Source organism: Weizmannia sp. FSL K6-3076 (assembly GCF_038007245.1).
GTDB classification, from domain to species: Bacteria; Bacillota; Bacilli; order Bacillales; family Bacillaceae_C; genus Weizmannia; species Weizmannia faecalis.
In genome coordinates this window covers 2,852,397-2,866,133 of sequence record NZ_JBBOWU010000001.1, presented here as the reverse complement: position 1 = coordinate 2,866,133, position 13,737 = coordinate 2,852,397, and the positions used below count along the sequence as shown (strand labels likewise).

Below are 13,737 nucleotides of genomic sequence, written 5' to 3'. Positions count from 1 at the left end.
CCCCTTTTTTCGGGGCACGGGATACATATCCCCGTTCTTTCCGCATCTTTGTAAATTCTTTAATCCCTCTTCATCATAATTTAACAAATCGGTGGTACGCTAAAATCAGCGGGGATGGCAAGCGTGGCCATCATCGGTACACCGCGTAGGCGGAGCGGGTACCTTGATTTCCAGTACAGCCGGCATGTTTACTTGGAAATCCAAAAGCTTTCCCTTCTGCTTTTTTTAAAAGGAATTTCGGCATGCATGCAGAAATTTTTCTTTTATAGAAAATGAAAAAAGGGAGGATATTCGAAAACGCCGTCATAGGCAAAATCTTTTATGACGAGAGATATGTCAAGTTTTTCTCGATTGTGAGATGTTGAAGGCAGGCTTCCAATGCGATCGAGAAAATTTTTATACATAGGAGACCGTTGTCAAAACTGAATAGGTAGATTTTATGCCAACACTCCACTCAATATGCTACTATTAAACCAAAGCATTTGGAACGGAGCAATGGCAATGGACACGAAACAAGACTTTTTCACCCGTAAAAAAGAGGAGTCCGGAATTGTGCTGAATGCAGTGCAGCAAGAGGCCGTAAAGCAAACGGAAGGTCCGCTTTTGCTTTTGGCTTCCCCCGGCTCCGGAAAAACGACGACAATCATCATGCGGATCGGCTATTTAATTGAAGAAAAAGGGGTGGCGCCTGCACGGATCAAAGCCATTACGTTCAGCCGGGCCGCTGCCGCTGACATGAAAGACCGGTTCCAAAAGCTTTTTCCGAATCTTCCGCCCGTTGATTTTTCAACGATCCACAGCCTTGCTTTTGAACTCGTCCGCGTATTTTTCAGACGGACCAATGTCCCTTTCTTGCTGATTGAAGGCGAGGCGGGACCGTACCAGAAGAAAAAAATTTTGCGGAATGTGTACAAGGCCATTCATGGAGAGAAGATCACGGAAGACCAGCTGGAGGAACTGCAGACGTATATCAGCTATATCAAAAACAAGATGATCCCGCCTGCAAAATGGGGGAAGGTTGCGACGAGTGTGCCGGAAGCTGCCCGGATTTTAAAGGAGTATGAGACGTTTAAAAAGCAGGGCACCGGACAGCTGCTTCTTGATTTTGATGATATGCTGACGCATGCGAATGAAATATTAAGGCGTGATCCGGATCTTCTCCGTATGTATCAGGGGCGTTATGACTATGTGCTGACGGATGAGAGCCAGGATACGTCCATGGTACAGCATGCCATTGTTGAAAAGCTTGTGCGGCGGCATCGCAATTTGTGCGTTGTCGCCGATGATGACCAGTCGATATACAGCTGGCGGGGTGCGGAGCCGTCCTACTTGCTGAATTTTAAAAAAGTGTATCCGGATGCGAAAATTTTATTTATGGAACAAAATTACCGGTCATCTCAAGAGGTTGTCACGGCTGCCAACCTGTTTATCAAGCGCAACAAGCACCGCTATGATAAAAACATGTTCACGGAAAACCCACCTGCCGGGCCGATTCGGTTTGTGCGCCTGCCAGATTATAAATACCAGGCAAAATATTTGGCCCAGAACATTGTGGTGTCCGAAAATTTTTCAGAAATTGCCGTGCTGTACCGGAACAATATGTCTTCGATTGCCCTGATCAACGAATTTGACCGGGAAGGGATTCCGTTTTATCTCAAAGATACCGACAATCGCTTTTTTTCTCACTGGGTTGTCCAGGATATTTTGAATGTGATGCGGCTCACGTTTACCGATAAACGGGCGGATATCCTCGCGCAGGTCCATTCGAAATTGGACGGTTATATTACGAAACAACAGATGGAAGCGGTAAAGGGGATCCATAATAACCAGTCTGTTTTTGACAATTTGGTGCGTTATGCAAATTTGAAGGATTACCAGGTCCAAAAAGTACGTAAAGTAAAGGAGACGCTCCGGGAAATGCGGGGCATGCCGCCGCTGGATGCGATTCAAGTCATCCGCGACAGGCTCGGCTATGAAAAAGCCCTCGAAAACATGTGCAAGAAATTCGGATTCCGGAAAGAGTATTTGATTGGCGTTTTAAATACGCTCGAAGACATTGCGGACACGCTTGTGACAATGGAAGAGTTTGCTGCAAGGCTGAAGCACTTGGCGCACATTTTAAAAACGGCGAAAGGGAACAAAGGCCGGCATGCTGTGACGCTTTCGACGTTCCACAGTTCAAAAGGCTTGGAGTTTGAAAAGGTGTATATGATTGATCTTGTGGATGGGATCATTCCCGGGGACGATGAAAAAGAAAATGATTTACTGATGGAAGAATCGGTCCGTCTTTTTTATGTGGCAATGACGCGCGCGAAAAAGTCGCTGGAAATGGTCAGCTATGAAAAACGCAACGGAAGCCGGACAATGGACTCGCCGTTTGTGGCAGCAGTGAAGGGAATTGTCAACAATGTTGAAAAGGCGGAAAAAACGAAACCAGACATAGAAGTTGTCCGGATCGGCAAAAAGACGGTCTCCATCCCGCAGAACCCGAATGCCATTAAGGATGCATCCGCTTTTGTGGCCGGTAAAAAAATCCGGCACCGTGTGTTTGGCCATGGTGAAATTGTAGATATCGATGGCGACACCCTTGCCATCCGGTTTGAAAAACGGATGGTGAAACTGTCTGCTCTCACCTGCATCGAAAAGGGGCTGCTCGAGGAAGCCAATCTGTAATCGTGTGTAGAAAAACGGAAGCGGATATAAAAAATGCCGGAAGATTCCCGGCATTTTTTATATCCGTGACCGCTGCAACAGGCTCACGTTGTATGGAGGCAAGGGATTCGGCGATCAAGTCCTGTGCCCCTTTTCACTGAATTGGAACGCCCTAGGCCATTTGGATGATTGTAACAAAGGCCCCATCCGGTTGGTGCCACAGGCCCCCGTGCAAATGGGAGCAGAGCCTCCTTGCTGTTTGACAGAATTTCCGATATTACTGCTCGCGGATGCTGTTTTCCTGCATTTTTCTTTTTTTCCTCCAAATCAGCAGCTGTTCTGTCAAAATGCCGACTACAGATCCAAGGATTAAGCCGTTGTTTAGAAAAGTTGCCACGACCATTGGCAAATGTTCGGTCGCATGAGCGGGCAAAAACATTGCGCCGATTCCGACCAGGAAGGAGATGCCCGCTGTTGTATGGGCAATTTCTTTGTCCGGGCTTTTTTCAAGATCGTTTAAGGCAAGGCCGACCAATTGTGTGAAGACCACAAAGGTAACGGCATAACCGACCGGCGCGGGAATTGCAGACATGATATGCACGAGCGGTGGGAGCAGAGCAATAATGGAAACGAAACAAGCGCCGTACAAAAATGGTTTCAGCACTTTTATGCCGGTTTGTGCAACATAGCCTGCCGCTGCTGCAATCGGAACCGCACCGACAGCGGAAAAGATGCCGGCAAGCAGCTGGTTGATGCCGGATATGAACAGACTGCTCCGCACCCGCTCTTGGCGGACTCCCGTCACATTTCCCATGACGCGCACAGACGTAATCATATTCGCAGTTAACAAAAGCCCGATGAATACACCGGTTGTGACGGCACCGGAATCAAAACGCGGTTTTCCAAAATCAAACACAGCGGGAAGAGAGAACCAGCTTTCCCCAAATGTAATAGCCGGTGCTTCACCGAAAAGCGCGAACAAAATCCAGCCACAAATCAAGCCGAGCATGATCGAATATTGCTTGACCCACGGTTTCTTTACATGGCCAAAATAGAATGTAAGCAATACGGTGACAAGGCTCAAAACGGCAACAAGCGGCCGGACTTCCTGATGGGCACCCGTAATGCCGAGCATCCCTTTCATAAAAGAGCCGCTCAACTGCAGCACCAACAACAGCAAATAAATAAATGTCACTACCGGCGTAAACAGTTTATTTAATTGGTCCACAAGTCCGGTAAAAGCGAGCAGGAAGAAAAAGATGCCGGTTACAATCAGTGCGCCTGCCAAATATTGCAGAGATTCAGTGCTTGAACTGTACAAGCTGCCGACAAGCCCTGCATAAATGGCAAACACGCTCCACCACAACCCGGCCGGCCCTTCATTGATGGGCATTCTGTGGCCGAAAATTCCTTGCAAAAGGCCGCCGATCCCGAGTACAAAAAGCGTCCGCTGCACAAACAGGGCAGTCTCACCTGCACTGAAATGGAAAGCATCCGCAATGGCAATCGGGGCCGCGATCGACCCGGCGATCATAAATGCCATCCATTGCAGCGACGAAATCAATGTTTTCATAGACACACCGTTCTTTCCGTTCAAAAAATGGAAAATACCAGTAAATATAATTATAGCAAAACAGGTTTTACATTTTAAACATAAAACACTTCGCCGATGGGGGAGGGATAGCGGGCATGGCGGACAGCGGCATAAACAGGGGTTGCAAACCGGACGGGGCGCGGGTTAAGCCATGTTTTTTGATTTGCAAAAAGTTCTTGGTCGGTCTTCATGCAGAACGCTTCTCGTATGAACTTGTTAATAAAAGAAGTTTGCGGCTGCCTTCACTTAGGTGTGCTATGATGGTTTTTCATTTTTTGCTGGTGCTGTATGGTAGCGGCATGGCCGGTTATGTTAAGGAAGCGAGCAAAAAAGTCGTTGTTTCTTAACATAGAGGCCGTCTATGTTGAGGAAGCGAACAAAAATTGCCTTGTTCCTTAACATAGAGGCCGTCTACGTTAAGGAAGCGAGCGAAAAAGGTGCTGTTCCTTAACATAGAGGCCGTCTACGTTAAGGAAGCGAGGTCAAAAGTCGTTGTTCCTTAACATAGAGCCCGTCTACGTTAAGAAAGCGAGCGAAAATAGCTTTGTTTCTTAACATAGAGGTCGGCTACGTTAAGGAAGCGAGCGAAAATTGCGTTGTTCCTTAACATAGAGTACGTCTACGTGAAGAAAGCGAGCAAAAAAGGTGTTGTTTCTTAACATAGAGGCTGTCTACGTAAAGGAAGCGAGGTAAAAAGACATTGTTCCTTAACATAGTGCACGTCTACATTAAGGAAGCGAGCAAAAAAAGTGTTGTTTCTTAACATAGAGCCCGTCTACGTTAAGAAAGCGAGCAAAAAAGACGTTGTTCCTTAACATAGAGGCCGTCTATGTTGAGGAAGCGAGGTCAAAAGGCGTTGTTCCTTAACATAGAGCCCGTCTACGTAAAGGAAGCGAGCGAAAAAGACGTTGTTTCTTAACATAGAGTGCGTCTACATTAAGGAAGCGAGGTAAAAAGACATTGTTCCTTAACATAGAGCATGTCTACATTAAGGAAGCGAGAAAAAATTATATTGTTCCTTAACATAGAGGCCGTCTACGTTAAGAAAGTTCGGTAAAAAGATGTTGTTTCTTAACATAGAGGTCGTCTACGTAAAGGAAGCGCGGTAAAAAGACGTTGTTTCTTAACATAGAGCGCCTCTACATTAAGGAAGCGAGCAAAAAAGGCACTGTTCCTTCAAATAGAAGCGTCTATGTTCATTCTTTGCCAAAATTTGTTTAGGTAAAAACAATCCGGGCAATGGATCCCTTGCCCGAAAACATTCCTTATTCTGTGACGCTTACGCTGGCGCTGGCAACTGCCCGTTTGTGTCTTCTGATTGTATAGAAAATGAGGATGGCCCATATTGCCGCAATGGCTGTATAGGTAACGCCGTACCAGCCGCTACCGGCGCCCGCCATTTTTAATAAAGTTTGCACGTTGCTGAACACAATCATGCCGCTGACAATGACAGCCAGCAAATGAGCCGGTAAAATTTTAACCAGATAGGCTGCAATCGGCGCGGCGATCAGGCCGCCAAGCATGAGGGCGATCGTCCAAATCCAGTTAATTTGCATAGCGCCGAGGGATAAGAGGAAACCGATGCTTGATGCCAAGGATACAGCAAATTCACTAGTATCCACCGAGCCGATCACTTTCCGCGGTTCGATGTCATTTCTGGACAGCAAAGCCGGTGTGGCGATAGGGCCCCAGCCACCGCCCCCCGTTGCATCAAAAAATCCTGCGACAAAGCCAAGTGGGATAAAAAATATGTTTGACCTGGTTTGCTTTTTGACTTTCGACGCCCCGCGCGTATTGAACAGAAACCGGGTAAGAATATAGAGGCCAAGGGCGATCAGAAAAATAGAAATGTACGGTTTTAATGTGCTTGCAGGAAGATGGCTAAGCACGGTTGCCCCGAGAAAGGCGCCGACAGCTCCAGGTACAACCAGTTTCCAAATGATCCCTTTATCGACATTCCCAAATTTCATATGTGAAACTCCGGAAGCCGCCGTTGTAAAAACTTCCGCCAAATGCACAGAAGCTGACGCGACAGCCGGCGCAATCCCGAAAGCTAGCAAAAGTGAGGTTGAAGTCACCCCGTAACCCATTCCAAGAGATCCATCCACCAATTGCGCGGCAAGGCCGACAAGTGCTAAGATAATTAATTTTTGCATGTTCAAGTTCCTCGCTTTCTTCATTCATAAATTTAATTCATCCTGATGTAGAGGAATTATACGCATCAGGGCCTATCCTGGTTCAAACGGCCGGCCTTGCAGAAATAAAAAACTTTCCGCCATTTTTACGGAAAGACAGCGAGTAAAGGATAAGCGCTTATCTTTCAAAATGGTACCCATTTTGCTGGAATTGGCACCTTGCTGCTCGCTGCAGGTTGCCGGACTTCATCGGGCCAGATCCCTCCGTCGCTCTTGATAAGTTATTTGTTGTTTAAAATTTTATCAGAAAATAAATGGAAGTCAATATAATTATTTCAAGTTTTTTTATCGGATTTATCCGAATGGAGGGATAAAGAAAAAAACTCCCTATCAGATCACGCTCTGTCGGGAGTTTTTTTTCTTTACGCTGATTGGTTTTTTTAAAGCAGGTTCAGAACCAGGCGGGGCATCATGGCCGCTTTCATTTGCTTCACAAAACGAAAAAGAGTCCAAACGGGTTGGCGTGCCGCCCATTCTGGCAGTTTGACACGCCGTGCACACCGTGTCTGTCCTCTCACCGCCAAGGGAACCGGTTTTATCAACACCGCTTGTTTGTGCTCGCTTATCGCGCAGTTGTATTTCTGTCCTCTCCCTGCCCAAAAGACCGGTTTTATCAACACAGCCGGCTGGAGCCTATTCCTTTCCTTTGATTCTCAGTGACAGGACGACGAGCACGATTAAAATAGCAAGGCAGACGCTTGTTCCAATCGGGTTTCCGCCGCCCAGCAAAAAGGACAGGAAAATGCCTGCCAGTGCAAGCAGCGCAATCCAGACCATGAAAGGATACCCTTTTACACGGAAGGAAGGCAATTTTGCATACGACTTCCGGAGCCGCAGTTCGGCTGCGCAGATGGCGATCCAAACAAGGACGACGGTAAATCCCGGGATGGTCATCAAATAGCTGATGACCTCATTCGGCGTAAGATAGGCCAGAATCACGCCGGCTAAAATAAACAGTGAGGTCAGCAAAATACTAATGAGCGGGACGCCTTTCCGGGAAATTTTTAAAAAGGCGTGCGGCGCTTCTCCGGACTGTGCCATGTTAAACAGTGTGCGTGAAGTGGCATAAATGCCGGAATTGGCGGCAGAAAGAACGGCCGTCAAGAGCACAAAATTCATCACATGGGCGGCAGCGGGGATCCCTGTGCGGCTGAATACCTGTACAAACGGGCTTTCCACGGAAGAAACCTGATTCCACGGGACAATGCCACAAATGACCAGGATTGGCAAAATATAAAAAAGCATGACACGAATAACGGTCTGTTTAATCACACGCGGCAACACTTTCTCGCTGTCTTTTGTTTCCGAAACGGTAACGCCGATCAGTTCCGCCCCGCCGTATGAAAACATAACGATCAGAAAAGCATTGAACGTACCGTGAAGCCCGTTCGGAAAAAAGCCGCCGTGCGCGGTATAGTTGGACAGCGTGGAAGATGTCCCGGGGAATAAACCGAATAAAATCAGCGCACCAAGCAGGATAAAAACGATCAACGTGATAATTTTAATGCCGGCAATCCAAAATTCAAATTCGCCGTAGTACTTCACTTCAATTAAATTGATGCCGACCATGAAAGCAGCACAGAGCAAACTGAGCAGCCACAATGGCGCGTGGGGAATCCAGAATTGCAGGAAGCTCCCGGCTGCAAGCAGTTCCACAACTGTCACAATGACCCAGTTGATCCAGTACAGCCAGCCAATAATGAAAGAAACCCGGCTGCCGAACGCTTTGTGGATCAGATTTTGGACGTTGAGGCCGGGGTGGACGAGCGCCATTTCCCCAAGCGCTGACATGACAATGAATAAAAGTACGCCGCCGATCAGGTAAGAAACGGCAACACTTGGGCCGGCAAGGCTGACGGTATCGGAGCTGCCTTTAAAAATGCCGGTTCCGATCATCCCGGCCAATGCGATGAACTGGACATGCCTTGGTGATAAGCCTTTTTGCAAATGATGTTGGTTTTTTTCCATTTCTATCAATCTCACTTTTCTGTTTTAGATAAACGCTTTTCAGTGCTAAAGCATTTATTCTATTTTAGCAGAAAAAAAGGAATATTGATATACAAAAAAATGGAATCGCCGGATGACAGATGTACCCGCATTTCACCAAAGCAAAATGTAAAAAAACGACGGGGCACCACTCATCGTAGCAACTCGCCGTTCTGTTTAATATGTGTCCCGGGATGGTTGCCGAAGCGCTGAATATCCATATTTAGCATGTCGTTCTGTTTAATTTTTGCTCCGGGATGGGCCGGAAGCAGAGGAAAATGCGCAGACGTGCCCTCTTTTCTGCTTACTTTTTATCAAACCCTTGGCGTTCTACAAATTCCTTCATAAAAACGCGCGATGGTTCTTTGAAAAATTGTGCCATTTGGCCTGTCCAGGTATCGTTCCTTTTTCCGTTTGTGCGTTTTGTATAATATTGCGAAACCGTTTCATTGTATTCCTTCAGATCGCGCAAAAGACGTTCATCAGCCGGATATTCATCTTCGAAATAAACATGCTCAGCCGCCATGCGTGGTTTTTTCGCAGACGGATCGGCCGGATAGCCGATTGTCATTGCAAATAGCGGAAGGACATATTGCGGGATTTTCAAAAGTTCGGCCACTTCTGGCAGCCTGTTGCGCAAGCCACCGACATAACAAATGCCAAGCCCCATCGATTCCGCAGCGAGCGCGGCATTTTGCGCAGCCAGTGCCGTGTCGATGAGCGCGACCATAAATTTTTCCGTTGTCTCAAGTGTATCTTGCGCCTCTACGCCTTCCATTTGTGCCGCAAGTTCATGTTTATGGAGATCGGCACAGAAAATGAGCAGATGGCCGCATGTTCCGACATGTCGGTTCCCGGTCAGTTCTGCTAATCTTTGCTTCCGCCCGGGATCCTGAATGCCAAGAATCGTATAGGCCTGGACGAAATGAGAAGTGGCGGCTGCCTGCGCGGATTCCACAATCAGGCGGATTTGTTCATCGGATAGCGGCCGGTCTTCATAATGGCGGATCGACCGGTGATTGAGAATCGTTTCAATGATGGTATTCATTCCTTTACACTCCTGTCTTTGGTGAGTCCACTGTATGTTCAAATATAGCACAGAAAAAAACGGCCGGCATGAAAGGTGCTTGTTGTCCAGCATGGCCACGATGATCTGCCAAAAAATATTTTGATTAAGGCTAAATTAACCTATTTTCGCTTCGGTATACCCAAATTGAACTTCGAGTATGTTCATGCGAGGGGCGGAAGAACATTTTACCCTTCTCCATTATTTATATATCCGCCTTTATGATGCCGGGAGCAGAAGCTAGTGAAGGCGTTCGATTTCATTTTGCACAAACGTAACTCTCTCATGCTGCTATATCGCGCCGGCCGATCCTTCCGAAGTTCCGGAATTTCCGTCCGATGAAAAGAAAAACACTGCAACCCTGATCCGGAGGGCTGCAGTGTTTTTTGCTATTCGAAATTAAGCTGATAGTCTTCTGATTTGATCATCTTTAATTTTTTTGAAAAAACATAAATGAATCCGACATTTAAGATAAACGGCAGCACAAAGAAAGTGCTCAGCATAATGGCAATATTTTTCGCAGTCCAGCCGCCTTCAGCAAGATGCATGAAATTGAGCGGGCCGACTAAGCCCGACAACCCGAATCCTGCACTGTAAGGCGTGCCCTGAATATGAAAGACGCCGGCAAGCGCACCGAGAACGGCAGCAGTGATGAGCATCGGGAAAGCAATTTTCGGTTTCATAAAGAAGTTTCGCATCTGAATTTTCGGCGAGCCAAGTACATGGGCAAGGGCGGTACCGAGCGAGTTGGCTTTATAGCTGGCGATGGCAAGCCCGACCCCGGCGGCACAAATGCCAAGATTTGCCGCCCCTGAACTGACACCTGAAAGCATAATAACGGTTGCTACGCCGACTGTTGAAATCGGCGATAAAATAATCAGGCAAAAAATGACGGCAATAATGGCGCCCATTACGACAGGCTGCATGCTTGTCACATGTGCCACCCCGACGCCGACCAGCCCGGTAGCCGCTTTAATAAATGGCAAAATTGCAAGTCCGATCATGCCCGGTATTAAAATACTCAATGTCGGGACCAGGAGGATGGAATAAGCCTTTAACCTTGTTCCGACCCACTTGACGAATAAAACCGCCAATGCCGCTGTAATCCCTGTATTGATGACAATCCCGATCCCGTTTAAAGCAAATGCGCCGGCAGCCGTTTTCTGGATCGCGCCGCTCCCAACCATTGCGGCAATGCCGACACTTGCAATTTGGATCGGTGTCAATTGAAAGGTAATGCCGACCATAACGCCAATCAATACAGGGAGCATGCTCATGATGATAACGGTTGCATCCACAACATGCTGCAAATAAGGCGCATGCGGGATAATCAGTTTCAATATCTCCCCGAGTAAGGCGTTTGGGATCAGAGAAACGACAATGCCTATGCTCATTCCGTTTAACAGTTTGCTAAAGAAATCTTTCATTATTGGAAGCCCCCATTTTGTTTTGACCTCGCTGCTGACGCTGCCGGATAAGCGCCGATGCTTGTCTGTTTGCGTATGATTATATAAAACATTCAGATTATAGTCAACAAAAATTTTTAATACTTTACCGCGTGTGTGCACATATGCATAAAAGTACTAAAAAGCATATAAAATGAACTTAAGTTTTTCGTGCCAAAATCAATTACGATCAGGATAGACATTGCTTTTGGCAACACATAAAGAAGTAATAATGTTTAGTTCAGCTTATATATAGGGCTTGCTAAATAAGCAAAATTCCTAGATTTGGTAGGAATGCTGACAGCTTTGGCAAAAATTTAATACAAAGGGTTTTATAAAAAATCCAGGGAAAAGCTTGCACTTGAAAGCTGATTCAATGAATAGAGAAGACAGAATCGCATTTTCGAAGATGGCTTCTTCTATATTTTTAGACAGAGCTTGCTGACAAACTCAGAATCGGAATCGGGGGTTCAGCAAGCCCTAACATGACGCCCTCTATGTGAAGGAAGGCCTTCATTTTTTCGCGCTTCCTTAACGTAGACGGGCTCTATGTAAAGAAAGGGCTTCGTTTTTGCATGCTTCCTTAACATAGAAGGGCTCTATGTGAAGGAAGGCCGTCATTTTTGCACGCTTCCTTAACGTAGACGGGCTCTATGTGAAGAAAGGCCTTCGTTTTTCCGCGCTTCCTTAACGTAGACGAGTCAAGTCCAGGTTATTGTGTAAATTTATGGGCAAATGTTTTCAACCACCCTTTCATTTTTTCGGCTTAACTTCCATGGATTTTTTTCTTCATCTCCGGGAAGGGATGTCAAATGCCTTTCAATTTGACATCCCTTCCCGGAGATGAAATCATCCATGATGGAAGTTAAGCTGAAAATGCTGCTAACTATTCTTTCCCATAAGTGACTTCCTCTTCGAGTATTCTGTATCTTGATACTGCATTAAAACGGCACCAACCAAACGAAAAGCAGATTGGGTATTAGGAAAAATGCGAATGACCCTTTCCCTTCTACGAACCTCTTGGTTAAGCCGCTCGAGGGAATTAGTACTCCGTATGTGCATACGGATATTCTCAGGAAAGTTCATGTATTGGATAGTATCTTCAAAACCTTCATCTAAAATGGCCAGGGCTTTTTCAAATCTTGCTTCTGTACCAAATTTGTTTATTAATTCATCTTTAAACTTGCGTATGTCCTCAATCGTAACGGCCTCAAACACGCGCTTAATCATCACCCGGATTTCTGCAGTATCTTTTTTGGGCAGTTTTTCAATGATATTGCGTTTAAAATGAACATTGCACCTTTGCCAAGCAGTGCCAATGAATTCCCGTTGTATTGCTTTCTGAAGGCCCATGTGAGCATCGGAAATAACGAGTTTTGGTGATTGGAGTCCACGTGATTTAAGTTGTTTAAAAAATGAACTCCAACTCTCCAAACTTTCTGCATGGTCAACGCTTAAACCCAGTATTTCACGTGTATTCTTCTCTGTAATGGCAGTCGCAATATAAACAGCCTTTGATATGACCTTATGGTGCTCCCGTACTTTTATATACATGGCGTCCACAAACACATAAGGGTAGTAGGTTGTATTCAACGGTCTCTCGGCCCAAGCATTCACAATGGGATCCAGTTTTTGCGTAAGGGAAGAGACAAACGACTTGGATACATTCTTACCGCAAAGCTGTTCTACGACATTTGTGACCTTACGGGTAGAGACGCCATTGATGACCATCTCCAACATAGAAAGGACGAAAGCTTGGTCACATCTGGCATACTTTTCAAATAAGGTAGTTGAGAATTCGCCATTACGTGTCCGGGGAACTTTTAATGTAACATTGCCGATGCTCATCAACAGCTCGCGTTCATAGTAACCGTTCCGGTAATCCCGGCGTTCAACAGCGCGTTCATAAGGGCTCGTTTTTAAATAGTCATCCCTTTCCTTTTCCATAAACTCGTTTAACACGAGGACAACCGCTGATTTAATTACCGCGTCAAGATCTGAAGTCATGATGGCTTCTTTTAAAACATCCAAATTTAGGTTAAACTGTAAGTGAGTCATTTTATCTCCTCTTTTCATTGTTTATTGTCGTTGAAAACAGTGTTGCCAAGAGTTGATAAAATGACTCCTTCTTTTTACACAATTATACGGACTTAATCCGTAGACGAACTTTATGTGAAGGAAGGCCGTCATTTTTGCACGCTTCCTTAACGTAGACGGGCTCTATGTGAAGAAAGGCCTTCGTTTTTCCGCGCTTCCTTAACGTAGACGAACTTTATGTGAAGGAAGGCCGTCATTTTTGCATGCTTCCTTAACATAGAAGGGCTCTATGTAAAGAAAGGGCTTCGTTTTTGCACGCTTTCTTAACGTAGATGCCCTCTATGTGAAGGAAGGGCCACGTTTTTGCACACTTCCTTAACGTAGACGAGCTCTATGTGAAGGAAGGCCGTCATTTTTCCGCGCTTCCTTAACATGGGGGCTTGCTAAATAAGCAAAATTCCTAAATTTGGCAAGGATGCTGACAGCTTTGGCAAAAATTTAATACAAGGGTTTTATAAAAAATCCAGGGAAAAGCTGAATCAACGTATAGAAAAGACAGAATCACGCATTTTCAAAAATGGCTTCTTCTAGAGCTTACTGACAAATTGGGTACAAACTCAGCATTGGATTCGTTCAACAAGCCCTATATAAAAAAGTGATCGAAAACAATCTCAGATATGATTGAAACAATTGACATCCGTGATTGCTGGCATGGCATGAAAAATGATTTTTTTTCACGATGGAAGCGGTATAATAAAAGTG

At 45.8% G+C, this 13,737-nt stretch carries 8 protein-coding genes and 1 riboswitch; of the genes, 2 read left to right on the top strand and 6 right to left on the bottom strand.

What is annotated here, in order from left to right:
- Positions 1–501: 501 nt before the first annotated feature.
- The gene (locus NSS95_RS13645; RefSeq protein ID WP_340713978.1) at positions 502–2,673 is read left to right on the top strand and encodes an ATP-dependent helicase; all 2,172 of its coding nucleotides are present in this window, start codon (positions 502–504) and stop codon (positions 2,671–2,673) included.
- Positions 2,674–2,929: 256 nt separating this feature from the next.
- Here NSS95_RS13645 and NSS95_RS13640 read toward each other — a convergent pair whose 3' ends face one another.
- Positions 2,930–4,225, bottom strand: a complete 1,296-nt coding sequence (locus tag NSS95_RS13640) for a purine/pyrimidine permease (protein WP_340713977.1) — start codon at positions 4,223–4,225, stop codon at positions 2,930–2,932.
- 116 nt (positions 4,226–4,341) lie between these two features.
- Between NSS95_RS13640 and NSS95_RS13635 the strand changes: the two genes are divergently transcribed.
- The gene (locus tag NSS95_RS13635) at positions 4,342–4,593 is read left to right on the top strand and encodes a hypothetical protein (protein WP_340713976.1); all 252 of its coding nucleotides are present in this window, start codon (positions 4,342–4,344) and stop codon (positions 4,591–4,593) included.
- A gap of 918 nt (positions 4,594–5,511) precedes the next feature.
- Here NSS95_RS13635 and NSS95_RS13630 read toward each other — a convergent pair.
- The 5 genes from NSS95_RS13630 to NSS95_RS13610 form a co-directional block, all read right to left on the bottom strand.
- Complete coding sequence (locus NSS95_RS13630) at positions 5,512–6,402, bottom strand: sulfite exporter TauE/SafE family protein (protein WP_104851724.1); 891 nt, start codon at positions 6,400–6,402, stop codon at positions 5,512–5,514.
- 154 nt (positions 6,403–6,556) lie between these two features.
- Positions 6,557–6,664: riboswitch (SAM riboswitch) on the bottom strand.
- Between the two features lie 410 nt (positions 6,665–7,074).
- Entirely contained in the window at positions 7,075–8,409 is a 1,335-nt protein-coding gene (locus tag NSS95_RS13625; protein ID WP_340713975.1) for an amino acid permease, read from the bottom strand.
- Between the two features lie 322 nt (positions 8,410–8,731).
- Entirely contained in the window at positions 8,732–9,475 is a 744-nt protein-coding gene (nfsA, locus tag NSS95_RS13620; RefSeq protein WP_017552088.1) for an oxygen-insensitive NADPH nitroreductase, read from the bottom strand.
- A 407-nt stretch (positions 9,476–9,882) separates the two neighbouring features.
- The gene (locus NSS95_RS13615; protein WP_014097169.1) at positions 9,883–10,920 is read right to left on the bottom strand and encodes a PTS transporter subunit IIC; all 1,038 of its coding nucleotides are present in this window, start codon (positions 10,918–10,920) and stop codon (positions 9,883–9,885) included.
- Positions 10,921–11,820: 900 nt separating this feature from the next.
- Positions 11,821–12,996, bottom strand: a complete 1,176-nt coding sequence (locus NSS95_RS13610; protein ID WP_017551449.1) for an IS256 family transposase — start codon at positions 12,994–12,996, stop codon at positions 11,821–11,823.
- Positions 12,997–13,737 lie beyond the last annotated feature (741 nt).

What these genes read in the sequence shown, in the direction of transcription:
- nfsA (WP_017552088.1), bottom strand. Translation starts at nt 9,475, where the DNA reads ATGAATACCATCATTGAAACGATTCTCAATCACCGGTCGATCCGCCAT.
- NSS95_RS13640 (WP_340713977.1), bottom strand. Translation starts at nt 4,225, where the DNA reads ATGAAAACATTGATTTCGTCGCTGCAATGGATGGCATTTATGATCGCC.
- NSS95_RS13645 (WP_340713978.1), top strand. Translation starts at nt 502, where the DNA reads ATGGACACGAAACAAGACTTTTTCACCCGTAAAAAAGAGGAGTCCGGA.
- NSS95_RS13630 (WP_104851724.1), bottom strand. Translation starts at nt 6,402, where the DNA reads ATGCAAAAATTAATTATCTTAGCACTTGTCGGCCTTGCCGCGCAATTG.
- NSS95_RS13615 (WP_014097169.1), bottom strand. Translation starts at nt 10,920, where the DNA reads ATGAAAGATTTCTTTAGCAAACTGTTAAACGGAATGAGCATAGGCATT.
- NSS95_RS13635 (WP_340713976.1), top strand. Translation starts at nt 4,342, where the DNA reads ATGGCGGACAGCGGCATAAACAGGGGTTGCAAACCGGACGGGGCGCGG.
- NSS95_RS13610 (WP_017551449.1), bottom strand. Translation starts at nt 12,996, where the DNA reads ATGACTCACTTACAGTTTAACCTAAATTTGGATGTTTTAAAAGAAGCC.
- NSS95_RS13625 (WP_340713975.1), bottom strand. Translation starts at nt 8,409, where the DNA reads ATGGAAAAAAACCAACATCATTTGCAAAAAGGCTTATCACCAAGGCAT.